25 protein-coding genes and 3 tRNA genes are annotated in these 25,003 nt (G+C 61.9%); 13 read left to right on the forward strand and 15 right to left on the reverse strand.

The window, feature by feature from the left end; all coding sequences use genetic code 11:
• Positions 1–23: 23 nt before the first annotated feature.
• From hemW to rph, 3 genes are read right to left on the reverse strand one after another with little or no spacing between them, the layout of a single operon-like run.
• Positions 24–1,253, reverse strand: a complete 1,230-nt coding sequence (gene hemW, locus A6V37_RS22990) for a radical SAM family heme chaperone HemW (protein WP_064268607.1) — start codon at positions 1,251–1,253, stop codon at positions 24–26.
• Entirely contained in the window at positions 1,250–1,909 is a 660-nt protein-coding gene (gene rdgB / locus A6V37_RS22995; RefSeq protein ID WP_064268606.1) for an RdgB/HAM1 family non-canonical purine NTP pyrophosphatase, read from the reverse strand. Before rdgB ends, hemW begins: the two co-directional genes overlap by 4 nt.
• Complete coding sequence (gene rph / locus A6V37_RS23000; protein WP_064268605.1) at positions 1,902–2,642, reverse strand: ribonuclease PH; 741 nt, start codon at positions 2,640–2,642, stop codon at positions 1,902–1,904. Before rph ends, rdgB begins: the two co-directional genes overlap by 8 nt.
• A gap of 248 nt (positions 2,643–2,890) precedes the next feature.
• Here rph and A6V37_RS23005 point away from each other — a divergent pair, with 248 nt between their 5' ends.
• The 4 genes from A6V37_RS23005 (at position 2,891) to A6V37_RS23020 (ending at position 7,249) form a co-directional block, all read left to right on the forward strand.
• Positions 2,891–3,814 (forward strand): YicC/YloC family endoribonuclease, encoded by a 924-nt coding sequence (locus A6V37_RS23005; RefSeq protein WP_064268604.1) that lies wholly within the window; start codon positions 2,891–2,893, stop codon positions 3,812–3,814.
• A gap of 18 nt (positions 3,815–3,832) precedes the next feature.
• Entirely contained in the window at positions 3,833–4,507 is a 675-nt protein-coding gene (gene gmk / locus A6V37_RS23010) for a guanylate kinase (protein ID WP_064268603.1), read from the forward strand.
• Positions 4,508–4,567: 60 nt separating this feature from the next.
• On the forward strand, positions 4,568–4,771 hold the full coding sequence (gene rpoZ, locus A6V37_RS23015; protein ID WP_006025620.1) for a DNA-directed RNA polymerase subunit omega: 204 nt from the start codon (positions 4,568–4,570) through the stop codon (positions 4,769–4,771).
• 120 nt (positions 4,772–4,891) lie between these two features.
• The gene (locus tag A6V37_RS23020; protein WP_064268602.1) at positions 4,892–7,249 is read left to right on the forward strand and encodes a RelA/SpoT family protein; all 2,358 of its coding nucleotides are present in this window, start codon (positions 4,892–4,894) and stop codon (positions 7,247–7,249) included.
• 152 nt (positions 7,250–7,401) lie between these two features.
• Here the strand turns inward: A6V37_RS23020 and A6V37_RS23025 are convergent.
• A tRNA-Arg gene (locus A6V37_RS23025) sits at positions 7,402–7,478 on the reverse strand.
• A gap of 78 nt (positions 7,479–7,556) precedes the next feature.
• Positions 7,557–7,633, reverse strand: a tRNA-Arg gene (locus A6V37_RS23030).
• A gap of 120 nt (positions 7,634–7,753) precedes the next feature.
• On the opposite strand from A6V37_RS23030, the gene greB reads away from it, so the two are divergent.
• Positions 7,754–8,323, forward strand: a complete 570-nt coding sequence (gene greB, locus A6V37_RS23035) for a transcription elongation factor GreB (protein WP_064268601.1) — start codon at positions 7,754–7,756, stop codon at positions 8,321–8,323.
• Between the two features lie 130 nt (positions 8,324–8,453).
• On the opposite strand, the gene A6V37_RS23040 is transcribed toward greB, so the two are convergent.
• Together A6V37_RS23040 and A6V37_RS23045 are read right to left on the reverse strand one after the other, a co-directional pair.
• Positions 8,454–9,599: a porin gene (locus A6V37_RS23040; RefSeq protein WP_064268600.1), complete on the reverse strand. Its 1,146-nt coding sequence runs from the start codon at positions 9,597–9,599 to the stop codon at positions 8,454–8,456.
• A 527-nt stretch (positions 9,600–10,126) separates the two neighbouring features.
• Positions 10,127–10,387, reverse strand: coding sequence for a hypothetical protein (locus A6V37_RS23045; RefSeq protein ID WP_064268599.1), 261 nt, complete (start codon positions 10,385–10,387; stop codon positions 10,127–10,129).
• A gap of 409 nt (positions 10,388–10,796) precedes the next feature.
• On the opposite strand from A6V37_RS23045, the gene A6V37_RS23050 reads away from it, so the two are divergent.
• Positions 10,797–11,000 (forward strand): cold-shock protein, encoded by a 204-nt coding sequence (locus tag A6V37_RS23050; protein ID WP_064268598.1) that lies wholly within the window; start codon positions 10,797–10,799, stop codon positions 10,998–11,000.
• Positions 11,001–11,354: 354 nt separating this feature from the next.
• Positions 11,355–12,506, forward strand: coding sequence for an exonuclease domain-containing protein (locus tag A6V37_RS23055; protein WP_064286380.1), 1,152 nt, complete (start codon positions 11,355–11,357; stop codon positions 12,504–12,506).
• Positions 12,507–12,539: 33 nt separating this feature from the next.
• On the opposite strand, the gene A6V37_RS23060 is transcribed toward A6V37_RS23055, so the two are convergent.
• The 3 genes from A6V37_RS23060 to A6V37_RS23065 all read right to left on the reverse strand — a co-directional run bounded on the left by A6V37_RS23060 (position 12,540) and on the right by A6V37_RS23065 (position 15,215).
• Positions 12,540–13,136 (reverse strand): chorismate mutase, encoded by a 597-nt coding sequence (locus A6V37_RS23060; protein WP_064268596.1) that lies wholly within the window; start codon positions 13,134–13,136, stop codon positions 12,540–12,542.
• Between the two features lie 300 nt (positions 13,137–13,436).
• Positions 13,437–13,586: a hypothetical protein gene (locus tag A6V37_RS41500; protein WP_165614451.1), complete on the reverse strand. Its 150-nt coding sequence runs from the start codon at positions 13,584–13,586 to the stop codon at positions 13,437–13,439.
• A 507-nt stretch (positions 13,587–14,093) separates the two neighbouring features.
• On the reverse strand, positions 14,094–15,215 hold the full coding sequence (locus A6V37_RS23065) for an aldo/keto reductase (RefSeq protein ID WP_064268595.1): 1,122 nt from the start codon (positions 15,213–15,215) through the stop codon (positions 14,094–14,096).
• 127 nt (positions 15,216–15,342) lie between these two features.
• Between A6V37_RS23065 and A6V37_RS23070 the strand changes: the two genes are divergently transcribed.
• Positions 15,343–16,263, forward strand: coding sequence for a LysR family transcriptional regulator (locus A6V37_RS23070; protein WP_064286381.1), 921 nt, complete (start codon positions 15,343–15,345; stop codon positions 16,261–16,263).
• Between the two features lie 195 nt (positions 16,264–16,458).
• Positions 16,459–16,659 carry a hypothetical protein gene (locus A6V37_RS23075; RefSeq protein ID WP_064268593.1) on the forward strand — a complete coding sequence of 67 codons (201 nt, stop codon included), beginning with the start codon at positions 16,459–16,461 and terminating at the stop codon, positions 16,657–16,659.
• A 67-nt stretch (positions 16,660–16,726) separates the two neighbouring features.
• Here A6V37_RS23075 and A6V37_RS23080 read toward each other — a convergent pair.
• The 5 genes from A6V37_RS23080 to pepN all read right to left on the reverse strand — a co-directional run bounded on the left by A6V37_RS23080 (position 16,727) and on the right by pepN (position 21,652).
• Positions 16,727–16,802 (reverse strand) — tRNA-Thr (locus A6V37_RS23080).
• Positions 16,803–16,857: 55 nt separating this feature from the next.
• On the reverse strand, positions 16,858–17,874 hold the full coding sequence (locus tag A6V37_RS23085) for a class 1 fructose-bisphosphatase (RefSeq protein ID WP_064268592.1): 1,017 nt from the start codon (positions 17,872–17,874) through the stop codon (positions 16,858–16,860).
• Between the two features lie 131 nt (positions 17,875–18,005).
• Entirely contained in the window at positions 18,006–18,461 is a 456-nt protein-coding gene (locus A6V37_RS23090) for a HigA family addiction module antitoxin (RefSeq protein WP_064268591.1), read from the reverse strand.
• A 16-nt stretch (positions 18,462–18,477) separates the two neighbouring features.
• Complete coding sequence (locus A6V37_RS23095; RefSeq protein WP_064268590.1) at positions 18,478–18,759, reverse strand: type II toxin-antitoxin system RelE/ParE family toxin; 282 nt, start codon at positions 18,757–18,759, stop codon at positions 18,478–18,480.
• A 196-nt stretch (positions 18,760–18,955) separates the two neighbouring features.
• Positions 18,956–21,652 (reverse strand): aminopeptidase N, encoded by a 2,697-nt coding sequence (gene pepN, locus A6V37_RS23100; RefSeq protein ID WP_064286382.1) that lies wholly within the window; start codon positions 21,650–21,652, stop codon positions 18,956–18,958.
• Between the two features lie 239 nt (positions 21,653–21,891).
• On the opposite strand from pepN, the gene A6V37_RS23105 reads away from it, so the two are divergent.
• The 4 genes from A6V37_RS23105 (at position 21,892) to A6V37_RS23125 (ending at position 25,003) form a co-directional block, all read left to right on the forward strand.
• Positions 21,892–22,593: a DUF4136 domain-containing protein gene (locus A6V37_RS23105; RefSeq protein ID WP_064268588.1), complete on the forward strand. Its 702-nt coding sequence runs from the start codon at positions 21,892–21,894 to the stop codon at positions 22,591–22,593.
• 620 nt (positions 22,594–23,213) lie between these two features.
• The gene (locus A6V37_RS23115) at positions 23,214–23,951 is read left to right on the forward strand and encodes a beta-ketoacyl synthase chain length factor (RefSeq protein ID WP_064268586.1); all 738 of its coding nucleotides are present in this window, start codon (positions 23,214–23,216) and stop codon (positions 23,949–23,951) included.
• Entirely contained in the window at positions 23,935–24,729 is a 795-nt protein-coding gene (locus A6V37_RS23120) for a lysophospholipid acyltransferase family protein (protein ID WP_064268585.1), read from the forward strand. Before A6V37_RS23115 ends, A6V37_RS23120 begins: the two co-directional genes overlap by 17 nt.
• Complete coding sequence (locus tag A6V37_RS23125; RefSeq protein WP_064268584.1) at positions 24,704–25,003, forward strand: phosphopantetheine-binding protein; 300 nt, start codon at positions 24,704–24,706, stop codon at positions 25,001–25,003. The genes A6V37_RS23120 and A6V37_RS23125 overlap by 26 nt, the downstream gene beginning before the upstream one ends.

Genomic DNA, 25,003 nt, shown 5'->3' on the forward strand with positions numbered 1-25,003 from the left:
TGCGGTGCACGGTCGATCTGCAATCACTGCGGATCTTTCAGAAACAGCGCTTGCAGATCGTTCAGGAACGCCTGGCCAAGCGGCGTCGGCGCAATTTTTTCGTGGTCGCGTGTGATCAGCTTGCGCCGTTCGGCTTCCTGCAAAGCCGGCTCGATCGATGTCATCGACAACCCCGTGCGCTCTACGAAACGATGCACCGGAAACCCTTCCACCAGTCGCAGCGCGTTCAGCATGAACTCGAACGGCAGATCGCGCGCACCGACTTCATGCTCTTCCTGCACCGCGGTACCCGCCATCGCCTGCTCGATGAAAGTGGCGGGATGCTTGTAGCGCGCCTGGCGCAGCACGCGATTGGGGAACGATAGCTTCGTATGCGCGCCCGCACCGATCCCGAGGTAATCGCCGAAGCGCCAGTAGTTCAGGTTGTGCTTGCTCTGCCGATGAGGCTGCGCATAGGCGGACACCTCGTAGTGCCCATAACCGGCAGCGGCGGTGCGTTCGTGAATCCAGTCCTGCATGTCGGCGGATGCATCGTCGTCGGGCAGGGCAGGTGGGAACTTCGCGAACAGCGTGTTCGGTTCGAGCGTGAGGTGATACAGCGACAAATGCGGCGGCGCGAACGACAACGCCGTGTCGACATCGGCCTGGCATTCGGCGAGCGTCTGCCCCGGCAGCGCGAACATCAGGTCGAGGTTGAAATTGTCGAAGGTGGTCGCGGCCACTTCGACGGCATGGCGCGCCTGCGCCGAATCGTGAATCCGGCCGAGCGCCTTCAGATGCGCTTCGTTGAAACTCTGAATGCCCACCGACAGCCGGTTCACGCCGCTTGCGCGAAATTGCGCGAACTTGGCGGCTTCGAACGTGCCGGGATTCGCTTCAAGGGTGATTTCCGCGTCGGCGTCGAGCGGCAGCAGCGCGCGCACGTCCGAGAGCATCCGGTCGAGGCCGGCCGCCGACAACAGGCTCGGCGTGCCGCCGCCAATGAACACGGTATGCACCTGGCGGCCCCAGACAAGCGGCAGCGCCATCTCGAGATCGGCGCGCAAGGCGTCGAGATACTCGTTCTCCGGGAAGGTGTCGCCTTTCCATTCGTGCGAGTTGAAATCGCAATACGGACACTTGCGCACGCACCACGGGAAATGCACATACAACGCCAGCGGCGGCAGCGACGTCAGCCGGATGCTGCCCGGCGACGTGAAGGCCTTGATGACACCGTTGCCGATATCGGCCGGCGCCGGTTTGATCGGAATCACGCTTCCTCCGTCAGGCGCGCAAGCAGTTGGCGCAATGCGATCGCGCGATGGCTGCTGGCGTTCTTGACCGCCGGATCGAGTTCCGCGGCGCTCGCATTCAGCGACGGCAAGAAGAAGTACGGGTCGTAGCCGAATCCATTCTCGCCGCGCGGCGCGTCCAGCATTTCGCCATGCCAGCGGCCTTCGGCGATCAGCGGTTCGGGATCGTCCGCGTGACGCACCAGCGCCAGCACGCAGTAGTAGTACGCGCGGCGATCGGTTTCGCCTTGCATGACCGAGACAAGGCGCGCGTTGTTCGCCGCGTCACTTTTCTCGCCGCCGGCCAGTTGCGCGTAGCGCGCCGAGTAGACGCCAGGCGCGCCGCGAAGCGCGCGCACGCACAGGCCCGAATCGTCGGCGAGCGCGGGCAGGCCCGTCAGCTTCGCTGCGTGGCGGGCTTTGGTCAGCGCGTTTTCGACAAAGGTCGGATGCGGCTCTTCTGCTTCCGGCACGTTCAGCTCACCCTGCGCAATCAGTTCGATGCCGGCCGCCCCGAGCAGCGCCGCGAACTCACGCAGCTTGCCCGCGTTATTCGACGCCAGCACGACCCGTTTCAGCGGCGCTTGCGATGGCGCGCCGGATGCGGCCGCGCCGTTGTCTCGACTCACTTCATTCACCCTTGTGCTCCAGCGCCGCCTTCTGTTTCTCGATCAGCGTTTTGATGCCGTCGCTCGCCAGGTCCAGCAGCGCGTTCATTTCATTGCGCGAGAAGGGCACGCCTTCGGCGGTGCCCTGGATCTCCACGAAACCGCCTGCGCCGGTCATCACGACATTCATATCGGTGTCGCATTGCGAGTCTTCGTCGTAATCGAGATCCAGTACCGGCAGGCCGTCGTAGACGCCCACCGAAATCGCCGCGACGTAATCGCTGATCGGCGAGCTCTCGATGCGGCCGGTGGCCAGCAGCCTCGCCACCGCGTCATGCGCGGCCACGAATGCGCCGGTGATGCTGGCCGTGCGCGTGCCGCCGTCGGCCTGGATCACGTCGCAGTCGATATGCAGCGTACGCGCGCCGAGTTTTTCCAGGTCGAACACCGAGCGCAGCGCGCGGCCGATCAGACGCTGGATTTCCTGGGTGCGTCCGGTTTGCTTGCCACGCGCCGCTTCACGGTCGCTGCGGGTGTGCGTGGCGCGCGGCAGCATGCCGTATTCGGCGGTCAGCCAGCCTTGGCCGCGGTCGCGCAGAAACGAAGGCACGCTCTCGGCGATGCTCGCGGTGCAGATCACCTTCGTGTCGCCGAATTCGACCAGCACCGAGCCCTCCGCGTGCTTCGTATAGTGGCGCGTGATGCGCACGTCGCGCAGCTGATTGGCCTGGCGGCCGCTGGGGCGTTGAGTGTTGTCGGTCATATGAGGATCGGTCTGGAAGAAGGCAGGAGGGAAACCGCAATTTTACAGCCGATCGGGTGGGGCGGCAGGCCACATGTGTCACGGCTCTCGACATGGCTCTCCACGTGGCTCGCAAGCGGCTTCATCGCCGGGCGGCCTTTCCGCCAAAAATGGGATAATGGCGGTTCTCCGCCCCGCGTCTCGTACACGCCGGGCGATTCGACTCCCCGGCCATCGTCGAACGCATGGCCACAATCGCGAGAAATACGATGATCTACAGCATGACGGGCTATGCGAGCGCCACGCGCGAACTCGTCGCCGCTTCGGGCACTGGCGGCGTAAGCGTCTCGGTCGAACTGCGCACGGTGAACTCGCGCTTTCTCGATCTGAACTTCCGCATGCCGGAAGACGTGCGCGTGTGCGAACCCACGCTGCGCGAGATGCTGATGAACAAGCTGTCGCGCGGCAAGGTGGATATCCGCATCAACCTGCAACGCAGCGAGCAGTCGGCCAACGCCGGCTCCGTCAACAAGGATGCGCTTACCCAGCTCGCGGTGCTCGAACGCACCGTGCTCTCGACGTTCCCGGAAGCCGGACGTCTGCGCACCGGCGAAATCCTGCGCTGGCCAGGCGTGCTGGCCGAAAGCGGCGTGGCGCCGGACACGCTGCGCGACGCGGTGCTGGCGTGCGGCAAGCAGGCCATCGCGGACCTGATCGACGTGCGCGCCCGCGAAGGCGCGCAACTGGCCACCATGCTGATTGCCAACGTGACCGAAATGGAAGCGATCGTCACGAAGATCACGCCGCTCGTGCCGGAGCTGATCGCGAAGCACCAGCAGAAGATTGTCGAACGGTTGCAGGAAGCGCTCGGCATTGCCGCGCCGGATGCGGCCGCGACGATCGTTTCGCGTGAGGAAATCAACGAGCGGATTCGCCAGGAAGTGACGATGTACGGCATCCGTATCGACATCGCCGAAGAACTGTCGCGCCTCACGGCTCACCTGAACGAAACGCGTCACGTGATCCAGAAGGGCGGCAAGGTCGGCAAGCGCCTCGACTTCATGATGCAGGAACTGAATCGCGAAGCGAACACGCTCGGCTCGAAGGCGGCCGCGAAAGAACTGGCGGATTCGTCGATGACCCTGAAGCTGCTCATCGAACAGATGCGCGAGCAAGTACAGAATCTGGAATAAAGCTGGAGCACCAACAACATGACCGACCACACACGCGAAACGCCGCGCAATCCGTATGCCGGTGCTTATCCCGGCAACCTGTTCATGGTCGTCGCGCCCTCGGGCGCCGGCAAGTCGACGCTGGTGAACGCGCTGCTCGCCGGCGATAACGCGATCCGTCTGTCGATCTCCTACACGACGCGTCCGCCGCGTCCCAAGGAGCAGGACGGCGAGCATTACCACTTCACCACCGTCGACGATTTCATGAAGCGCCACGATGCGGGCGAGTTTCTCGAAAGCGCGGAAGTGCACGGCAACTACTACGGCACCTCGCGCGTGTGGATCGAGCAGCAGATGAAAAGCGGCCATGACGTGCTGCTCGAAATCGACTGGCAGGGTGCGCAGCAGGTGAAGAAGCAGTTTCACAACGCAGTGGAAATCTTCATCTTGCCGCCGTCGCTCGAAGCACTCGAAGACCGTCTGAAAAAGCGCGGCCAGGATGAGCCGAACGTCATTACGCGCCGGCTGCTGGCGGCCGGCAGCGAGATGGCGCACGCGGCGGAAGCGGAGTACGTGGTGATCAACGAGAACTTCGATCGCGCGCTCGGCGAATTGCAGTGCCTCGTGGCCGCGACGCGTTCGCGCTTCGCCTCGCAATACGCACGCCACACAAAGCTTTTCGTGCAGCTCGGCATCCATCTGCCGCACGCGTGAGCGCGGCGGTGTTTCGAGCACATAAGGTAGAATAAGCAACATACTGAGAAGGAACCCAACATGGCCCGCATTACCGTCGAAGACTGCCTCAAACAGATCCCGAACCGTTTCGAACTCGCGCTTGCCGCAACCTATCGCGCGCGTCAGCTCGCTCAAGGCCACACGCCGAAGATCGAAAGCCGCGACAAGCCCACGGTCGTCGCGCTGCGCGAAATCGCGGCCGGCCAGGTCGGCGTCGAAATGCTGAAGAAGGTGCCTGTCTAAGGCGCCTTGTTCCGTATTCGATCGCCGAATTTGCCACACGCGTTTGCCACACGCATTTGCAACACCTGATTGCACCAACGTGCAGACCGGCGTCCAACCCTAACCGCTACGGAGGCGACCATGAGTACTACCCCGCCCACCGCCACGGAAGCGGAACACGACGCCGACTCGCCCTCGTCTGCACGGAAGTACATCGACGCGGTCCTTGAACAGTCGTTTCGCCATCTGTTCGGACCAACCGCCACGCCGGAGCAGCCGCGCCGGCATGACGTCGTCTCCATCGCCAAGCTGACGGCCACCTTGTCCGGCTATCTGCAGCCGGAAGAGATCAAGCAGGTCAAGGCGGCCTTCCATTTCAGCGACGAAGCCCACCTCGGCCAGTACCGCCAGAGCGGCGAGCCCTACATCACGCATCCGGTAGCCGTGGCGGAAATCTGCGCCGGCTGGAATCTCGACGACCAGTCGATCATGGCGGCGCTGCTGCATGACGTGATGGAAGACCAGGGTGTGACCAAGGCCGAACTCGCCGAGCGTTTCGGCGCGAAGGTCGCGGAACTGGTCGACGGGTTGTCGAAACTGGACAAGATGGAGTTTCGCAATCGCGAAGAAGCGCAAGCGGAAAACTTCCGCAAGATGCTGCTCGCGATGGCGCGCGACGTCCGCGTGATTCTGGTGAAGCTCGCCGACCGGCTGCACAACATGCGCACGCTCGGCGCGGTGCCGCCGGAAAAGCGCCGCCGCGTGGCGCGCGAGACGCTGGACATCTACGCGCCGATCGCTCACCGGCTTGGCCTGAACAATACTTATCGCGAGCTGCAGGACCTGAGCTTCGCGAACTTCAATCCGCATCGGTACGCCACGCTCGAAAAAGCCGTCAAGGCGGCGCGCGGCAACCGTCGCGAAGTGGTCGGCAAGATTCTCGAATCGGTGCAGCGCGCCATTGCCGACGCCAAGCTCGACGCCGAAGTCACCGGCCGCGAGAAAACCATCTTCAGTATTTACAAGAAGATGCGCGACAAGCAGTTGTCGTTCTCCCAGGTGCTCGACGTGTACGGCTTCCGTGTCGTGGTTGAGAGCGCGCTGGAGTGCTACACCTGTATCGGCGCGTTGCATGCGCTCTATAAACCCGTGCCGGGCAAGTTCAAGGATTACATCGCGATCCCGAAGGTGAACGGCTATCAGTCGCTGCACACCACGCTGGTCGGCCCATTCGGCGCACCGATCGAGTTTCAGGTGCGCACGCGCAAGATGCACGAGATCGCCGAGGCCGGGGTGGCCGCGCATTGGCTGTACAAGAACGGCGGCGCGGACCTGAACGATGTGCAGAAGCGCGCCCATCAATGGCTGAAATCGCTGCTCGACATTCAGAGCGAAGCCGGCGATTCGAGCGAATTCCTCGAGCACGTCAAGATCGACCTGTTCCCGGACGCGGTCTACGTTTTCACGCCGAAGTCGAAGATCATGGCGCTGCCGCGCGGCGCCACGGCGCTCGACTTCGCGTATTCGATCCACAGCGACCTGGGCAACCAGTGCGTCGCGGTCAAGATCAACAACGAACTGTTGCCGCTGCGCACCGAGTTGAAGAGCGGCGATATCGTCGAAGTCATCACGGCGCCGTATTCGAAGCCGAATCCGGCGTGGCTGGGGTTCGTGCGCACCGGCAAGGCGCGCTCAGCGATCCGCCACTATCTGAAGACGATGCGCCTGAACGAGTCCGTGCAGCTCGGCGAGCGTCTCGTCGACCAGGCGCTGAAGGGCTATGGGCTGGCGCTGTCCGATGTGACGCCGGAAGCGTGGGAAAAGCTCGTGCAGTGGACGGGCAACAAGAACCGTCAGGAAATTTTCGCGGACATCGGTCTTGGCCGGCGTGTCGCGGCGGTCATGGCCAAGCGCATCGAAGTGCTGATGAGCGGCCGCGACGCCGACGACGACGGCTCGCGCTCCGACCCCAATGCACCGCACGCGCCGCCGGTCGTCATCACTGGCACCGAGGGCATGTCGGTGCAACTGTCCGCGTGCTGCCGTCCGATTCCTGGCGACGACATCATGGGCTACATCGGCATTGGCCTCGGCATGGCGATCCACACTACGGACTGCCGTGTCGCGCAGCGTATTCACCGGCGTGATCCGGGTCGCTGGATCGATGTGGCGTGGGCGCCGCAGCCGGGGCGTCTGTTCGACGTCGCCGTGAAGGTGCTGGTCAAGAACACCAAGGGTGTGTTTGCCCGTGTGGCGGCTGACATCACGTCAGCCGATGCAAACATCGTGCACATTGCGATGGACGAAGACCTGTCGCAGGAATCCACTGTGCTGCGCTTCGTGATTCAGGTCAGCGATCGCGTTCACCTGGCCAATGTGATGCGCCGGGTGCGTACGAACCCGGATGTCATGCGCATTGCGCGCGAGCGGCCGAGCGAGGAAGGTCATCACCGTCACGACGGCGGCATGCGAATCGACCGCGAGAGGGCGGATTACTGACTACTGACCGCTTGGGCGCTGAGCTGGCCCGCCGGTGCCGCGCCGTCGCAGAGACTCTGGGTGCGCGGCAAAGCAGGAGGCGGGGAGGCGGGCGACACCGAAACCATTGGACAAAAAGAAAAGGGCCTTCCGAACGGAAGGCCCTTTATAGGTGGTGCGGCTGGCAGGATTCGAACCCACGACCCCTTGGTTCGTAGCCAAGTACTCTATCCAACTGAGCTACAGCCGCACGCTAAACGGGTAATGCTTACAGCAATGAAACCGGGTAAAACGCAAGGGCCTCCCCGGAGGGAGGCCCTCGAATAAGTGGTGCGGCTGGCAGGATTCGAACCCACGACCCCTTGGTTCGTAGCCAAGTACTCTATCCAACTGAGCTACAGCCGCACGCAGAAACGAGATTATAGCAAAGGTTTTGAAAAAGGGAAGCATGTAACTGCGATTTGTCTCATGGTCGCGATCGTGTACCCTTGATAGGCAGTCGCTTGCTGCAGTTAATGGATCATCATGAACAAGGCCTTTGTCAAAGAATCGAGCGAAGAGAACGACGACGATCTCGACGCCACCCAGCCGGAAGTCCCCGCGGGTACGAAAAACTACATCACGCCGGCCGGTTATCGGCGTATGCGCGATGAGCTGCTGCATCTGATCGACGTCGAGCGCCCGGAGGTGGTCAAGCTGGTCTCGTGGGCCGCTTCGAACGGGGATCGCTCGGAAAATGGCGATTACATCTACGGGAAACGCCGCTTGCGCGAAATCGACCGGCGCATCCGCTTTCTGACCAAACGCCTCGATCTTGCTGAAGTCGTCGACAGCAGCAAGCAGGAGAATGTCGATCAGGTGTTCTTTGGCGCAACGGTCGAATATGCGTCGGAAGATGGTGATGAGCACGTCGTGACGATTGTCGGCATCGACGAGGTCGATCTGGATATCGGGCATGTGAGCTGGATCTCGCCGATTGCGCGCGCGCTGCTCAAGGCCAAAATCGGCGACACGGTGACGTTGTACACGCCTGCCGGCCCGCAGCCGATCGACATCCTGGATGTGAAATATCCGCCGCCTGATACCGGTGGTTAGTTTTGTCCAACCTTTGAGCGCATGGAGTCGGCGAAGGGGCATCCTGCTCGCCTCCAGATCCGTTTTCGACGCAACATAAAAAAAGGCGCCGCGAACGGCGCCTTCGAGACTGCGAGTCCTGCCAGCAGCTTTAGAAGCGGTGACGCAGGCCTGCGGTCACAGCAACTTGCTTGTTGTTGCCCGAAGCGCCCAGACCGTTGATGTCGGCATCGACGATGGCGTTCTGGTTGATTTGCTGATATTCGCCTTGCAGGTACACGTCGGTACGCTTGGACAGCGCATAGGCGGTTTGCAGGTTGAACTGATTCCAATGCGGGCGCGTGCCAGCCAGGCTTGCGCGCGTGTACGTGTACGAACCGGCGATGCTGACTGCCGGCGTCAGAGCGTAACGGGCGTTCGCTTCAAAGTTCTGGAAGTGAGCGCTGTCGCTCGGGAAACCGATGCCGGCCGACTGACCCGACGCGCCTGCACCGATGCCGGCCAGGCCCTGCAGGTTCGTTTGCGAGTACACCAGACCGACCGTAGCCGGGCCGAACGAGTAGTTTGCGCCTGCGCCCCACGTTTGCTGACGCTTGGCGAAGAACGTGTTGTCGCTCGACACTGCGCCACCCGAATTGAACGCAGCAGCCGCGCCGGTCGCGCCGTTGCTGTTCAGTTGCAGGTAAGCGGCTGCGAGGTTCAGGCCGCCCCAGTTATACGATGCACCCGCGCTGTAAGCACGGTTGTTGGAGAAGCCGTCAGCCTGGTTCGAGAAGCCATATAGGCCGCCGAACTTGAAACCACCGTAGTTCACGCTCTGGTACTTGACCGAGTTGTTGACGCGGAACGAGTTGTTCAGGTTGTCGTTGTCGAACGGGTGCGCGAACTGCGTGCCGCCGTATTGCGTGCCGGTCAGCGCCAGCGGGCCGACGTAGTCGACCATGCTGTCGTATTGACGGCCGAGGGTCAGGGCGCCGAACTGGTCGCTGGTCAGGCCCACGAAGGCTTGACGGCCGAATTCACGGCCGCCTTGCTTGAGCGTGCCGTCGTTGATGCCGAAGCCGTTTTCCAACGTGAAGATGGCCTTCAGACCGCCACCGAGATCTTCCGAACCTCGCAGGCCCCAACGGCTGCCGTTAACCGAGCCGCTGGTTTCCTGCCAATTGCTATGGCCGTGCTGGTTGTTCGTATAAGTGATGCCAGCGTCGATCAAGCCGTACAGCGTAACGCTGCTTTGGGCATGGGCGGCCGTGGCAAAAACGCCCGTGAGGGCGGCGACCATGAGAGTCTTTTTCATTGTGTAGCTCCGAGAGCGAGAGTGGGTTTGAGACCCAGGCTTAAGGAAACTTTCACGCGGGCGCTGCGAGAGGCGTAATCCGCATGAGAGGCGCGCAAAAAAGCCGCACCGTTTTCCGATTAAGCAGAGTGTAGATAGACACTTCCCGCCAGGGATGTTCCGATTTCAGCAATAAAGTATTACGCCTGCCGAAACGATATGTGGGCGCCGCTTGAGCCTTATAAATAAAGGCTCGCGGCGTTTTTCTGCAAAGTGAAGGGCGTGCGTCGACGCAATTGCGTTGCTCATTTGCTACAGTAATCGAGGCAAAAAACAACGCGATAGGGCGTAAGAAAATGATTGTTGTTATTGATGCAATAGATGATTGCAATTTATGTTCACAATCGAAATGAGCTGGGCCGCTATACTGGAATATCTGCTTTCCGAAGCAGACTTTTTCGTTGACGAAAAAGATCTCCAAACCTTTGTCAGCGCGACTTTCCGGTCGCGCTTTTTTTTGCCTGCCGCTCCCGGATCGACGGGTGTGGTCAGTGAGCCGGCGCGATGCCGTCTGTTGTTTCGCTCCAACTGTCCGCTGCCGGGACGCTCCAGTCCTCCATGACATAGCGACGCGCGTCCATGGGGGATGACAACAGGTTCTGCCAATGATCGCCATGCCACACGGGATCGAAGCAATCGAACTCGACTGCTGAGGCCGCTTCCGTAGCCGGCGTGGGGTGTTCGGAGATCGTGTTTGTGCGCGCGTGGACTAACCGTGCGACTAGGCGGCGGATTTCATTGAGCAGCATGGCAATCTCCCTAATGCATTTACTACCATTACTGAATCTCATCATCCTGCCAGGAATAGGGTGCGACAAGTCGGACAAACACTTACCAAAAACATCTTTTGTTACATCTGCGGCGGTATGCTGCAAAATTTGCCGGCATTCCGCCTGTGAGAAATATGAATAAGTAAATTCGACGTGAGTCTGTTCAATTGAATTGGATTAATAGTCGAGGCATTTTGGGTGTCATTGGAGTGTCGTGGTCGTTTTGCGTGATAAATGCATGTCGAATATTCGCTTGACGGCGATTCTTCGTTCCCAGTATAACGGCAATGCTGAGTTTCATCCACCCAATCAAATTGCATGGCGTGGCAATGATATTCGGTTTGAGGGCGATGCCCGATTTTGATTAAACCTCGAGGAAAACTGGAAAATGGAAACTGGTATCGTCAAATGGTTCAACGATGCTAAAGGCTTTGGTTTCATCACTTCGGATTCGGGCGGCGAGGACTTGTTCGCGCACTTTTCGGAGATTCGCGCTGAGGGATTCAAGTCGCTGAAGGAAAACCAGCGCGTCTCCTTCGACGTCAAGGCTGGACCGAAAGGCAAGCAAGCAGCGAACATCCAGCCGCTTTAAATGGTATGACGCCGCGCCTTGTCTCGCCGCGCGGCATAACGTATGAAAGCCTTCGCAAAATGCGGGGGCTTTTTTATGCTCATTTGTTACTTCTGTTGCGACAGTAGAAATTAACCACTCGGTTCAAAATAACTCCGGCAGCATACTGGCGCGCCTGAATATATTCACCGCGATTTCCGGTGGCGCTGCCATCAAAACCCCAAAGATTCATGATTTGACGGATGACCGCCGTCAGGCGGAAAAATAGGGGCCTTGCGCCTCGAGGAAGCTCACGTAATGCGATGCAATTCCCGTACGTCGCAGCCAACTGGTGCATACTTGCCGCAAAGCCACGCGTCCAAAGTCTCTTTTTCCATGTCTGAACAGTTTTTGCACGAACCGGCCCTGGAGGGTCCGATCGTCTTCGTCGACCTTGAAACGACGGGCGGGTCGACCGCCGAGCATCGCATCACCGAGGTTGGCGTAGTCGAGGTCGGGCCCACCGGCGTGTCGCGCTGGAGCAGTCTGGTCGACCCTCAGCAGCCGATCCCGTCATTCATCCAGCAGCTCACCGGCATCACGAATGCAATGGTGCGGGGCGCGCCGACGTTCGAAGCGATCGCCCCGGCTTTGTTCGAGCGTCTGAACGGCAAACTCTTCGTCGCGCACAACGCCAGTTTCGATCGCGGTTTTCTGCGCGGCGAGTTTCGCCGGGTCGGGCTGGCGTTCGATCCGGACGTGCTCTGCACCGTGCGGCTGTCGCGTGCATTGTTTCCCGCGGAGAAGCGCCACGGGCTGGACGCGTTGGTCGAGCGCCACGCGCTCGTGCCGTCCGATCGTCACCGCGCGCTAGCCGACGCGGATCTGATCTGGCAGTTCTGGCAGCGCCTGCATGGCCTCGTGCCGCTCGACGTGTTGCGCGCGCAGATCGAGCGCACTACGCGGCGCTACCGGCTTGCCGGCGACATTACCGAAGATATGCTCGACACCGCACCGGCGGGCTGTGGCGTCTATGCATTCTATGGAGAGGATGATCTGCCGCTTTATGTGGGCCGCAGTGTGCGCGTGCGTCAGCGCTTGCGCTCCCATTTGACCGGCGAGCGGCGCTCGTCCAAGGACATTCGGCTAGCGCAGCAGGTGCGGCGCGTCGAATGGCACGCAACCGGTGGCGAATTGGGTGCGATGCTCGCAGAGGCGCAGTGGATCGCAAGGTTGCGCCCTGGCCATAACCGGGTGCCGCGCGTGACAAAGAGTGATCCGGTGGACGCGGCCTGGCCGTTCGATGGGCCGATCGCATTCGAGGAGCGCGAGGAAGCGTCGCAGGGGCGCGCGTTTCACGTTGTCGACCGCTGGCGCTACATCGGTCATGCGGCGTCGCTCGCGCAGGCGGCCGAATTGTATGCTTCGAGCATCGCCGGCCCCTTCGAGCTATCGACGTATCGCATCTTGCAGAGCCATCTCGCACGCGGTTTGCGGGTGATGCCGTTAAGCGTGCCGAGCGGGCAGGCCGTTCCGAGTCTCGCGTAGCGGCCTTGGCCGCGCCTTCCTTCCCGCCACCGGTCAACCGGTGGCGCCGACACCACCTGTTTCGCACACGTGACCCAGCGCGCGGGTCAGCGCGCTCGAACGAGTCGAGTCATAACGCGTTAGCGATTTCCAGTTAGCCAGCGCCTGTGCGACGCGCGACGGGCAATCCGGCGCTGCTCGCAACGGCTGCACGCGCGCGAGGCCGGCTACGAGCGATTGCGTCAACCGATCCAGTTGCGGCCTCGTGCTGCTCGCCAGGTCGGGCGCGGGGCCTTGCGGCGGCTGCGCGGTGCGCCACGCGGCGAACAGCGCGTTTTGCACGTCCTTGCTGGCGTCGATCTGATCCTGGAAAAACGCGCGAGCGAACGCCGGATCGAGATTCACTGCGGCCGCGCGTTTTTCCACGTCGGCGAGAAGCGCGTTTTCGCGCGGGGTGTCGGTGATGTCCCGATGGTTGGCCCACTTCCAGCGCGCGACCGGTTCAGCGAGGGCAAGTCGCTGCGAAGCCAGTGCAATCAGGTTGGTGAGCGCGGTGTCGTCGCCATCCGCGACGGCGGGCGCGGGCGCCAAAGCAAGGGCGGCGAAGAGCGCGAGCGCGCATGATGCGCCGAGGCGGTGCGAACGATTCATGGAAAATTGCAGTGACCGGGCGGCCGACGAAGAAAAAACAGAAGAATAGACGATGCACCGATTGCGCGGGCGTCCATGTCAGCGGGAGTCACCGGAAGGCACGGTGTTCGGGCGATTGCAGACGAGAATCTGGCAGGGACGAGCGTAAACAGACGCCGGGGCGCGTAGCCGGGCGCCGTCTGAATCAGACGGACTCACTCCGCATTACGAATCGGTCCTCAACCACGTGGTTAGGCGCGCACAAACATTGGCCGCGCGCAGGGCGCGCGGACGCCGATGCTGCGTCGCGACACAACACAGTTACTTCGAGTCGCACGACTTGCGTTGTTCGTCGAAAAAGGCGCGAACGTGCTCAGGCAGCTCTGCACCAAGAAACTCGACGCCAGCGGGTTCCGGATCCGGGCTAAAGACTTTATCCGGGGTCGGAATCTTCGTTGGTTTGGCATCCATGATCTTTCTCCTTTACAAACCGATTATCTGCCTCGGTCCCCGTTTTACACCAGCATCTGATGCGGCTCACATGTTGTTTGTTGCTTTAACGGCACAGGTCAACAATGGAACAGAGTGTTTGAATAAAATTTATCGATTGACTGCTGATGCGGCGATTTCAGAGCCACCGGTCAAACCACTCAAATAATCCCTTCCACTCCTGTCTTGGTCTTGCTCCGCGGGCGTCCCAGCGATTAGCCGCCGGTTTTTGTGCACTGCACTTCCCTGATTGTTGATACGAACAAATGGACGCGGATTTTGTGCACTGCCGCATCGGCAGGATTTTCTTCTTAAGAGGCCGAACGTTCGTTAAATGCCGCTGCGTTCAATTCGACCATTCGGCCCTCCTAATCTTTCGTAAACGAATGATTCACCGCTTTCGTTGACGAGTAAGAACACTTTTCAAGATTTTTGCGTGAATTAATCAAACCCAACGTTGTGCAGCGAACGTTGGGCATTCTTCAGAGGCTATTTTTGTGCCACCGGCGCGGGGATTTTTACCGGCGTCGTGTAGGTGGCCGGTTTGTCCGTCACTTCGACCTGTCCGTGAATTCGCGCCTGATGGCCGTCGGCGAACATGTAATACGGGAACGGCCGCGCCGGTGCCGACACGGCGTCGAGTCGCGCGACCAGTTCCGGTGCGAGCGTGAAATCGAGCGAGCCGAGCGATTCCTGCAACTGCTCCGGCCGCGTGGCGCCGACGATGATGCTCGACACGCCGCGCTTCTGATGCAGCCAGTTCAGCGCGACCTGCGCCATTGGCCGGCCTGCCAGCTGGGCGACGGACTCCAGTTCCGCCACGATGCGGAAGTTGCGTTCGGTCAGCTTGTCGAATCCCGGCGGCGGCGCGCTGGCTAGGCCCGCGAGACGCCCGTCGCCGGAAAAGCCGTTTGCCGCGCCGCTTTGCGACGGCCGGTACTTGCCCGACAGCACACCCATGCCGAGCGGACTCCACGGCACGAGTCCCATGCCGAGGTTGGCAGCGAGATCGGCAAACTCATTTTCCGCATTGCGTTCGATCATCGAGTATTCGAGCTGCATAGCCGCAACGGGCTCGAAGCCGCGCCAGTCGGCAAGCGTCTGAGCCCGCCCGGCGAACCACGCGGGCGTATCCGAGAGGCCGACGTAGCGGATCTTGCCGGCGCGCACGGCGTCGTCCATTGCGCGCATGACTTCGTCCACCGGCGTGATCCGGTCCCATGTGTGCAGGTAGTAGAGGTCGATGTAGTCGGTGCCGAGCCGCTTGAGTGAACCCTCGAGCGCGCGCAGCAGATTCTTGCGATGGTTGCCGCCCGCGTTCGGATTGCCGGATTCGGCGTTGTAGCCGTACTTGGTCGCGATCACCAGCCGTTCGCGCAGGCCGCGCGCCGCGACGAACTTGCCCAGCCACGTTTCGCTGGTGCCCTCCGTGTACAGATCGGCGGTGTCGAGGAAATTGCCACCGGCATCCACGTACAGATCGAATAGCCGTTGCGCCGACTTTTCCTCGGCGCCCCAGCCCCATTCGGTACCGAATGTCATCGTGCCGAGCGCGATCGGGCTTACGCGCAGACCTGAGCGGCCAAGCAGGGTGTAGCGGTTCATCGTCATGTCAGTCTCCTTGAGCGAGGTCGTGGAAAGAATTGAATCGACGACGCCATCCTGCGCCGATTCTTCTTGTGGAAAAATGCGGCTTGTCTGCAAGAATTATGAAGCTTGACTTAATAATGGAGGTTTGATGGACGCGGCTCAACTGCCCGCGCTCATGGCGTTCGTGAGCGTGGCGCGCCACGGCAGCTTTACCCGCGCCGCCGCTGAAACTGGCGTAACGGCGTCGGCGTTGTCGCAAAACATCCGCGCGCTGGAAACGCAGTTGAACGTGCGGCTGTTCAACCGGACCACCCGGCGCGTGGCATTGACCGAGGCCGGCGCACAGTTTCTCGCCCGCGTGCAGCCCGCACTGGGTGAGCTGAAGGCCGCCTTCGAAGCGCTCGACGAAACGCGCGATCAACCCGCCGGCAATCTGCGTATCAACATGCCGAGGGTCGCGAGCGAACTGCTGGTGCTGCCGCACCTCGCGGAATTCACGCAGCGCTATCCGCAGATCCGCCTCGATCTGACGCTCGACGACGGCTGGGCCGATGTCGTTGGGGAAGGTTTCGACGCCGGCATCCGGCTCGGCGAGCGTGTTGCGCAGCATATGGTGGCGGTGCCGCTAGGCGGCGCGATTCGCATCGCGGTGGCGGGTTCACCGGCGTACTTCGAGCGTTACGCGTTGCCCGTGACGCCTGGCGATCTCGCTGCGCACGATTGTCTGCACTACCGCTTTTCGACAAGCGGCGGCATCTACCGGTGGGAGTTTGCGTCGCCTGATGATCCGGGCCGCGTGTTCGAGGTCGAGACGCGCGGTTCGCTCGTCACTAACGACTTGCGCACGATGGTGCGAGCGGCGGAGCAGGGTGTCGGTTTGCTGCATGTCATCGACGACTACGTGCGCGAGCAGCTTGACGACGGCCGCCTCGTGCGCGTGCTGGATGCCTGGTGCCCGAGCTTTCCGGGTTTTTATCTCTACACGGCGAGCCGCGCGCAAATGCCGCTCAAACTGCGCGTGCTGATCGACTTCCTGAAGGAGAAGCGTGCCGCACGGCAAGAATCTTGAACGCCTTGGCCGCAGCTGCATGCGAAGAAGGTGATGTCATCGCGCCAGAACTTCACCATTAGGCGACATTCCGGCCAGCTCACGTATCCCCGTCTATTATTGACAGTGACGATCCGCGGCCTAAGGTGCGGTGGCTAACGGAAGCGCCAGGGCTGGCGCGGAAGATGGCAGTCTTCTTCCTCCAGGGGGTTCGCAATGGAAAACGCTGTCTATTGGAAAGGACGTCAGGTCGGCATCGAATGTGCCGGCCGGATCTCGTGGTTCACTTCGGCGCCGCAGGAGGCAGTCGCGGCTTACGGAGCTCAGCACACGGAGTCGGTACGCGCGGAAGATTCCGTCGCGGCTCGCAATCTCGTCAAGACAAGCGGATACGACCGGCCGGGCTTTCCTGGATGAGGTAGCGCGCGAAGCCTGAAAAGCAAAAAGCCCAGTCGCAAGGACTGGGCTTTTTGCTTGAATCTGTTGGTGCCGGAAAGAGGAATCGAACCCCCGACCTTCGCATTACGAATGCGCTGCTCTACCGTCTGAGCTATTCCGGCATCAGGAGAAACGAGATTATAGGGACTTGTTTATTAACTTGGCAAGCCCTTAAGCTCATTTTTTTGTTTCGAGATGGTAGCGGGTGACTCGGTCGACCTCGTTCTTCGAGCCGAGGAACACGGCCACGCGTTCGTGCAGGCTCTTGGGCTGGATATCCAGAATGCGTTTCTCGCCGTTGGTCGCCGCGCCGCCGGCCTGTTCGACGATGAAGGCCATCGGATTTGCCTCGTACATCAGGCGCAGCTTGCCAGGCTTGTCCGGCGTGCGCTTGTCGGCCGGATACATGAAGATCCCGCCGCGATTCAGAATGCGGTGCACGTCCGCCACCATCGAGGCGATCCAGCGCATGTTGAAGTCGGCCTGGCGCGAGCCGTCCTTGCCGGCCTTCAATTCGCCGATGTACTGCTGCACCGGCGGATACCAGTGACGTTCATTCGAAGCGTTGATCGCGTATTCGCGCGTTTCGACCGGAATACGCATGTCGCTTTGCGTGAGCACCCAGGAACCGAGTTCGCGGTCGAGCGTGAAGCAGTTCACGCCGTTGCCGGTGGTCAGCACCAGCACAGTTTGCGGACCGTACACCGCATAGCCCGCGGCGACCTGCTGCGTGCCCGGCTGCAGGAACGATTGCTCGGTAGGCTGCTGGCCGTCCGGGCAGCGCAGTACGGAGAAGATGGTGCCGATCGACACATTGACGTCGATGTTCGACGAGCCGTCGAGCGGATCGAACACGAGCAGATATTCACCCTTCGGATAGTTCGCCGGGATCGGGGAGAACTTCTCCATTTCCTCCGATGCCATGCCGGCCAGGTTGCCGCCCCATTCATTCGCCTCGAGCAGGATATCGTTCGACAGGATGTCGAGCTTCTTCTGCACTTCGCCCTGAACGTTTTCGCTGCCCGCCGTGCCGAGCGCATCGCCCAGCGCGCCCTTGCTGACGTGGTAGCTGATCGCCTTGCACGCCCGTGCGACGACTTCGATCAAAAGGCGCAGATCGGCCGGCAGGTTGTTGGTTTCGCGCTGCTGCTCGATCAGGTACTTCGTGAGAGTGGTACGACGTTGCAAAGCCATTGCTGTACTCCGGGAAGGCTAGAGGAATATTCCGATTTTAACCGCTCGTTGTGTCGGCTCCGTGGTTTTGCGCGGAAACCGCGCGCGCCGATGTTGTCCTGCACACCGTTGTGTCACGAAACTCACGAAGCTCAGGCTTTGCGGCGCGCCTTGCTGCCCGTGAGCTTGCCGCTCACGCTCGCCGCGAGGGCTGCGGCGCGCGCGTGTTCGGTTGGCATTTTGGGCATTTTGGGGCGCTCCGCTTTCGGCATGGGTTCGATCTCGCGCTCGATCTGCTCGCCGGCGGCCGCGGTGGCGACCCGCAGGTCGAAGGCGATTTGCAGGTTGAGCCAGAACTGCGCGCTCGCGCCAAAGTAGCGCGCGAGCCGCAGCGCGGTGTCGGCCGAGATGGCGCGCTTGCCACGTACGACGTCGTTGATGCGCGGCGCGGGTACACGCAACGCCAAGGCGAGTGCGTTGACGGACATGCCGAGCGGTTCGAGGAACTCGCTGCGCAGAATCTCTCCCGGATGGATTTCGGGGATGCTCTCACCCGTGTCGATGTCCGAGAAGTCGATGCTGCCAAGGTCGGAGCGTTTGATGACCATGCCGGTCTCCCAATAGTCAGTGATAGTCGACAATCTCGACATTCAGCGCCTCCCCCTCGACGAAATGAAAGCAGATGCGCCATTGCGCATTGATCCGGATACTCCACTGCCCGCTGCGCTGACCTTGCAACGCTTCGAGCCGGTTGCCCGGCGGCGCGTGCAGATTGCCGACGGACTCCGCGGCGTCGATCATGAACAACTTGCGGCGCGCGAGCGCCTGCATGTGACGCGGCAGTGAGTGTACGAACTTGCCCTGAAAAATTCTCGCCGTAGCCTTGTCGCCAAATGTCGTGATCATGGGATGATATAACGCATTGCGTTAAACGTAAACCGTCAAATGAATGCGTTTACTTTCACCCTGCTGCGACGAATCGAATAGTCGTCCAGATGGCCAACGTCGACCCGCGCGCCATGCGATGCCGGCATCGTCAGGACGAAAAAAAACCGGCAACACGTGCCGGTTTTTCGATGCGGACGCAGCCCTCAGGCAATCGCTACGCCAACGCTTTCTCCACGATCTCGCGCACGTCGCGCGATTTCACCTGGGAGGCCACTTTCTCCAGCGCCGCGCGCATGCTGTCGCGCAGCGTCGGCGTGAAGCGGCGCCACAATTCCAGCGAGCGGGCAAGGCGGGCGGCGACCTGCGGATTGATGGCGTCGAGCGCGATCACCTGATCGGCCCAGAACGCATAACCCGAGCCGTCTTCGGCGTGGAACTGCGCCGGGTTTGCCGCGCAGAAACTGAAGATCAGCGAGCGCGCGCGGTTCGGGTTCTTCAGGTTGAAGGCCGGATGCGACATGAGCTTGCGCACGACGTCGATCACCGGGCGTTGCGCGCTGCCACGCTGCGTAGCCTGCAAGGCGAACCACTTGTCGATGACGAGCGGTTCTTTTTCGAAGCGCTGGTAGAAGTCGTCTAGCGCCTTCTGGGCCTCGGCACTCCCGCCATTGGCCGCCGCCGCATTGAGCAGCGCGGCGAGCGCAACTGAGCGGTCGGTCATGTTGTTGGCCGCATCGTATTGCGCGGACGCGAGACGCACGGCCTCGGCCGGATCGTCCAGTTCCGCGAGATACGTCAGTGCAAGATTCTTCAGCGCGCGATGACCGGCCGCTTCAGGCGTCGCTTCGTACTCTCCCGGCGTGCGATGCTGCTCGTACACCTTGAGCCAGTCGCCCTTGAGCGCATTGGCAAGACGCTTGCGCACGAACTGCCGCGCGGCGTGCACGGCGACCGGATTCGATTCGGGCATCTGCTCGGCCAGATATGCTTCCGAAGGGAGCATCAACGCGAGTTCGCGGAACGAAGGCGAGAGCGACTCGTCGGTCAGCACGCGTGCGAACGCGGCGACCACGGAGTCGTCGAGTTGCAGCGGCGCGCCCGTGGCGGCGCGTGCGGCGAGCGTCAGCAATTCGCGCGTGGCGAGCCGTTGGCCGGCCTCCCAGCGGTTGAACGGATCACTGTCGTGCGCAAGCAGGAACGCCAGTTCCTCTTCCGAATAGTCGTATTCGACGATCACCGGCGCCGAGAAATTGCGCAGCAGCGAGGGCAGCGGCTCCTGCGCCACGTTGACGAACGTGAACGTCTGCTCGGCCTGGGTGAACTCGAGCACACGCGTGGTGGACGCGGATGCCGCGGTTTCGCCTTGCAACTGCAGCGGCAAGTCCGCGCCGTCCTTGCCGATCAAACCGATCGCGAACGGAATCGGCAGCGGGCCCTTTTGCGTTTCGCGCGCAGCCGGCGCGGCCTCGCCGTAGCCCTGCGTGAGCGTCACGTTGTACTGTTGCTGCGCGGCGTCGTATTGCGTGCGCACGGACACGCGCGGCGTGCCGGCCTGGCTGTACCAGCGCTCGAACTGCGCGAGATCGCGGCCGTTCGCGTCGGCGAGCGCGTGCCGGAAGTCGTCGCAGGTCACGGCCTGGCCGTCATGCCGCTTGAAGTACAGGTCCATGCCCTTGCGGAAGCCGTCGCGGCCGAACAGCGTCTGATACATCCGCACGACTTCCGAGCCTTTCTCGTAGACGGTCATCGTGTAGAAGTTGTTGATCTCGACGTAGCTTTCCGGGCGAACCGGGTGCGCCATCGGCCCCGCATCTTCTGCGAACTGCATCTGGCGCAGCACGCGCACGTCCTCGATGCGCTTGGTGGCGCGCGCGGCTTCGTCAGAGGCGCCGCCCGCCATGTCGGCCGAGAACTCCTGATCGCGGAATACCGTCAGGCCTTCTTTCAGGCTCAACTGGAACCAGTCGCGGCACGTTACGCGGTTGCCGGTCCAGTTATGGAAATACTCATGGCCGACCACGGCCTCGATGTTCGCGAAGTCGGTGTCCGTGGCGGTTTCGGGGTTTGCCAGCACGTACTTCGTGTTGAAGATATTGAGCCCCTTGTTTTCCATCGCGCCCATGTTGAAGTCGCTCACCGCGACAATCATGAAGCGGTCCAGATCGAGTTCGAGCCCGAAGCGTTCCTCGTCCCAGCGGATCGAATGGATCAGCGAATCCATCGCGTGCCGGGTCTTGTCCAGGTCGTGCGGCTCGACCCACACCTGCAGCAGCTTGTCCTTGCCCGAACCGCTCTTCACGCGCTCTTCCAGCGCGACCAGCTTGCCGGCCACCAGCGCGAACAGATAGCTCGGCTTGCGGAACGGGTCCTCCCAGCGGGCGAAGTGGCGGCCGTCCGGCAAATCGCCTTCTTCCAGCAGGTTGCCGTTCGACAGCAGCACCGGATAATCGGCCTTGCTGGCGCGCAGCGTGACCGTGTAGGTCGCCATTACGTCCGGACGGTCGAGGAAATAAGTGATGCGCCGGAAGCCCTCGGCCTCGCACTGCGTAAAGAAGTTGCCGCCCGACACATACAGGCCCGACAGCGTGGTATTCGCCACCGGATCGCAGATGCTCGTGAGCGTGAGCTCGAAGTCGTCCGGCACGTTGTCGAGCAGCAGGCCGTGTTCATGCGCATGCGCGCCGGCGAACGGCTGGCCGTCGACGGCGGCGCTGACGAACTCCAGTTGTTCGCCCATCAGTTCCAGGCGCGCGGCGCGGGACGCCTGCGGATTGCGCCGCACCCGCATGGTGTTCCTGACAACCGTGCGGTCGGGGATCAGATCGAACTCCAGTGCGACGGTGTCGATCAGGAAGGCGGGCGGCGCGTAGTCGGCGCGGCGGATCACGGGGGGCGTTGCGGTATCGGCCATGGCGTTCGGTAGTGTAGGAACTCGAGTCGGCGAGCGCGTTTTTGGCGTGCGGGCCGGGCTTGTCGAGCCATTGTACAAAGCCTCGGGCGTTCGTGCGGCGCGAACTTTTTACCGCAAGGCCAGGTCAGCGTATTATCGGGCGCCCGCTTGAGACAAAGCGTGGGACAAAACCCGTGCATCGACGAACCGGGTGATGATGGACAATACAGAAACAACCTGGAAGCCTGACGAGGTAGACCATGAAACTCAATCGATGGACCCGGCGCGCCACACTGGTGCTGGCGGCGCTGACGGCACTCCTGTCCGGCTGCACGACCTACGTGACCACTCAGGTCACGGCCTTCTCCGACTGGAGCGGCAACGATGCCAGCCGCACCTACGCGTTCACGCGGGCGGCGGATCAGCAAAACAATCTCGAACTCACCACTTACGAGCGCTTCGTCGCCAACGAACTGGCCACACATGCGTTCCGCGAGGTCGACAAGGGGCAGGCGCGCTATCTGGTCGGACTCTCATACGGGATTCGTTCGGACATGGTGACGGTGGCGCAGCCGGTGTACTACAACCCGTGGCCGGCGCCTTACTGGGGGCGGCCGTTCGACCCATGGGGGCCGTGGGGCGCGTTCCCGGCCACCACGTACGTGAACGAGACCTACCCAATATTCACGCACCTGCTGGGTGTGCGGATTACCGAGCGCGCGACCGGCAAGGAGGTCTACAACGTGACCGCGCGCAATTCCGGCGCGGAGTCTTCGCTGGTGCGGGCCATGCCGTACCTGGCGCGCAGCGCGTTAGCCGATTTCCCGCTGGGCAACGGCGTGGTACGCACGGTGCAGATTCCGCTCGACAAGAACGGCGGGGCATCGAACGAAATGGCGGCCACGGGCGGCGCGCCCGCCGCCGCACCGGCGCCGGCTTCCGGTGCGAAGGTCGTGCAGTAACCCATACTCGGCTGGCCTGGCGTTAAGCGACGGACTTCGGTGGAGAGCAAACAGAAGCGGCCCGGCGGGTTATCCCTGCCGGGCCGTTTTGTTTCGAAGGGGAGCGCGCGAGCCGGTAATGCGCACGGCATATCAAGGACAGGGTGATCGACTCGCGCCTGTTCTGCCGAAGTGAAACACTTTTTAAGAAAGTTAATTGAAAGTATTGGCTTGTTTTGAGGGGCGGTTTTCGTGCCTCGGCGGACGGCAAACCATACTGCTTGAGGGTTTCGAGGCCGCTCGTGCTACGGAAATAGGTGCCGGAAGGGCTTGCCGGCGTGCTTTTGCCGGTCGTCGCGCAAGCGCTACGGATACAGATGGATACGTCTTTAGTGGCTGATTTATCGGAAAATATTCAGTATGATTCCGGCGACCATAGGGAGCCCGAGACAATCCTTCAGACTAATTGGCAAAGGCGCCTAAATAATCAGGGCCAAGTGCCGTTAATCCTCTGGACCCTAGATAAGAAGATTGGATTGTCACGGCTGGAGGTTGCCGGTCCGCGCGGCGCGCATACGCTGTGACGGTTCCGTATTCCGTCAGGCGCTTCAGCCTCTCCTCGCCTTTGCGCGAACACCGATATGCCCGATCTGTACTGGACCATTCCGGTCGCTCGCTGGTCTAGCTGGCCTGCTGCCGCATCTGCCGCACCCGATATTGGCTTTATCGAGCCGATCGTACGGCGTCGCCTGAGCACACTGTCCAAAGTCGCGCTGAAGGTCGCGCACGATTGTGTCGCGCGGGACGAGGTCCGGGTCGTGTTCGCGTCGCGTCACGGGGAATTGCGGCGCACCACGGATATTCTGCGCAGCCTCAGCGCGGGCGAGCCGGTCTCGCCGACGGCTTTCAGCCTGTCGGTGCTCAATGCCATGACCGGTGTGTTCGGCATCGCGCGTGGCGACCGATCCGCGGCGAGCGCGGTGTCAGCCGGTGCGGAAACCCTTGGTTATGCACTGCTGGAAGCGCACGCGCAGTACGCCACGCAGCCGGATGCGCCGGTGCTGCTGGTGTACGCCGACGAGCCGGCCGACCCGGCGTACGGTACGATCGAAGACGAAGTGCAGGGGGGCGCCGTCGCGATCCTGCTCGACAGCGAAGCGGCAACGGGCGAACTGGTGTGCACGCTGACGCGTGCCGGCGAGGCGCAAGCCACGGCGCCGCGCGAGGTCGGCGGGGCTGAGGCCGCGGATACGGCAGGCGAGGCGTCCTTCGCCACCCAGAGCCAGGCGCTGCAGCACTGCCTGGAAACCGGCCTGTCCGCCGTCTGGCATGGCGCCGGCGCAACCTGGCATTGGAGTTGGCATGATCGCGCGGCTTGATTACCTCTGGCGCTTTTGCGCGACCGGCATGGCTTTCGTGGTCTTCGGCGTGTGCGGCGTGCTGTTTTCCGTGGTCGTGTTTCCGCTCGCGTGGCTGTGGCCGCATAGCGCGTCGCGGCAGTTCGCGGTGACGGGCGTGATTCACTGGTTTTTCCGCGCGCTGGTCGCGGTGTTGCAGCGCATCGGCGTGATGGAACTGGAGGTGTCGGGCGTTCAGGCGCTGCGCGCCGGCGGTCCGGCCGTCGTGGTCGCCAATCACCCGACCTACCTCGACGTCATGGTGCTGCTGTCGCTCACGCCGCGTGCCTGCTGCGTGGTGAAGAACGCGCACTGGAGCAACCCGTGTTTCTGGGGGATCGTGCGCTCGGCGGAGTACGTCAGCAATGCCGATCCCGCTGAACTCGTCGAGGCCGGTGCGAGGCAACTGGCGGCAGGCTATACCATGATCATTTTTCCGGAAGGCACGCGCAGCCCCGCGCCGAACCGCCTGCACGCGTTTTCGCGCGGTTTCGCGCACATGGCGTTGAAGGCCGAAGCGCCGATCGTGCCGGTGCTGATGGATTGCGACCCGCCGGCGTTCACCAAGCAGATGCGCTGGTACGACGTGCCCGCGCGCGCGTTCCGGATGCGCGTGAACGTGCTCGAACCGCTGGGCGTCGACCAGCTCGCGGCCCATGACACCCCACCGGCGCTCGCCGCGCGCAGCGTGACGAACGCCGTCGAAGCACACATTACCCAGCACCTGTTCGATTATGGATTCTTTAAAACTGGAAATTAAACGGCTTCTGATCGAAGCCCTCGATCTGGAAGACCTGAGCCCAGCCGATATCGACGACGATGCACCGTTGTTCGATACCGACGGTATCGGACTCGACTCGATCGATGCGCTGGAAATCGGCATCGTGCTGCGCAAACAATACCAACTGACCATCGCAGCGAACGACGAACGCACGCGCGAACACTTCCGCTCGATCAGCACGCTGGCCGCGCTGGTGGCGAGCCAACGCGAAGCGGCGCACGCTGTGAACGAAACCACGAGAAAAGGGGAATAA

Source organism: Paraburkholderia ginsengiterrae, assembly GCF_001645125.1.
In the GTDB taxonomy this organism is placed as follows: Bacteria; Pseudomonadota; Gammaproteobacteria; order Burkholderiales; family Burkholderiaceae; genus Paraburkholderia; species Paraburkholderia ginsengiterrae.

Excerpts from the sequence above, each read along its gene's own strand:
- rph (WP_064268605.1), bottom strand. The coding sequence starts at position 2,642 with ATGACCGACAACACTCAACGCCCCAGCGGCCGCCAGGCCAATCAGCTG.
- A6V37_RS23005 (WP_064268604.1), top strand. The coding sequence starts at position 2,891 with ATGATCTACAGCATGACGGGCTATGCGAGCGCCACGCGCGAACTCGTC.
- gmk (WP_064268603.1), top strand. The coding sequence starts at position 3,833 with ATGACCGACCACACACGCGAAACGCCGCGCAATCCGTATGCCGGTGCT.
- rpoZ (WP_006025620.1), top strand. The coding sequence starts at position 4,568 with ATGGCCCGCATTACCGTCGAAGACTGCCTCAAACAGATCCCGAACCGT.
- A6V37_RS23020 (WP_064268602.1), top strand. The coding sequence starts at position 4,892 with ATGAGTACTACCCCGCCCACCGCCACGGAAGCGGAACACGACGCCGAC.
- greB (WP_064268601.1), top strand. The coding sequence starts at position 7,754 with ATGAACAAGGCCTTTGTCAAAGAATCGAGCGAAGAGAACGACGACGAT.
- A6V37_RS23040 (WP_064268600.1), bottom strand. The coding sequence starts at position 9,599 with ATGAAAAAGACTCTCATGGTCGCCGCCCTCACGGGCGTTTTTGCCACG.
- A6V37_RS23045 (WP_064268599.1), bottom strand. The coding sequence starts at position 10,387 with ATGCTGCTCAATGAAATCCGCCGCCTAGTCGCACGGTTAGTCCACGCG.
- A6V37_RS23050 (WP_064268598.1), top strand. The coding sequence starts at position 10,797 with ATGGAAACTGGTATCGTCAAATGGTTCAACGATGCTAAAGGCTTTGGT.
- A6V37_RS23055 (WP_064286380.1), top strand. The coding sequence starts at position 11,355 with ATGTCTGAACAGTTTTTGCACGAACCGGCCCTGGAGGGTCCGATCGTC.
- A6V37_RS23060 (WP_064268596.1), bottom strand. The coding sequence starts at position 13,136 with ATGAATCGTTCGCACCGCCTCGGCGCATCATGCGCGCTCGCGCTCTTC.
- A6V37_RS41500 (WP_165614451.1), bottom strand. The coding sequence starts at position 13,586 with ATGGATGCCAAACCAACGAAGATTCCGACCCCGGATAAAGTCTTTAGC.
- A6V37_RS23065 (WP_064268595.1), bottom strand. The coding sequence starts at position 15,215 with ATGACGATGAACCGCTACACCCTGCTTGGCCGCTCAGGTCTGCGCGTA.
- A6V37_RS23070 (WP_064286381.1), top strand. The coding sequence starts at position 15,343 with ATGGACGCGGCTCAACTGCCCGCGCTCATGGCGTTCGTGAGCGTGGCG.
- A6V37_RS23075 (WP_064268593.1), top strand. The coding sequence starts at position 16,459 with ATGGAAAACGCTGTCTATTGGAAAGGACGTCAGGTCGGCATCGAATGT.
- A6V37_RS23085 (WP_064268592.1), bottom strand. The coding sequence starts at position 17,874 with ATGGCTTTGCAACGTCGTACCACTCTCACGAAGTACCTGATCGAGCAG.
- A6V37_RS23090 (WP_064268591.1), bottom strand. The coding sequence starts at position 18,461 with ATGGTCATCAAACGCTCCGACCTTGGCAGCATCGACTTCTCGGACATC.
- A6V37_RS23095 (WP_064268590.1), bottom strand. The coding sequence starts at position 18,759 with ATGATCACGACATTTGGCGACAAGGCTACGGCGAGAATTTTTCAGGGC.
- pepN (WP_064286382.1), bottom strand. The coding sequence starts at position 21,652 with ATGGCCGATACCGCAACGCCCCCCGTGATCCGCCGCGCCGACTACGCG.
- A6V37_RS23105 (WP_064268588.1), top strand. The coding sequence starts at position 21,892 with ATGAAACTCAATCGATGGACCCGGCGCGCCACACTGGTGCTGGCGGCG.
- A6V37_RS23115 (WP_064268586.1), top strand. The coding sequence starts at position 23,214 with ATGCCCGATCTGTACTGGACCATTCCGGTCGCTCGCTGGTCTAGCTGG.
- A6V37_RS23120 (WP_064268585.1), top strand. The coding sequence starts at position 23,935 with ATGATCGCGCGGCTTGATTACCTCTGGCGCTTTTGCGCGACCGGCATG.
- A6V37_RS23125 (WP_064268584.1), top strand. The coding sequence starts at position 24,704 with ATGGATTCTTTAAAACTGGAAATTAAACGGCTTCTGATCGAAGCCCTC.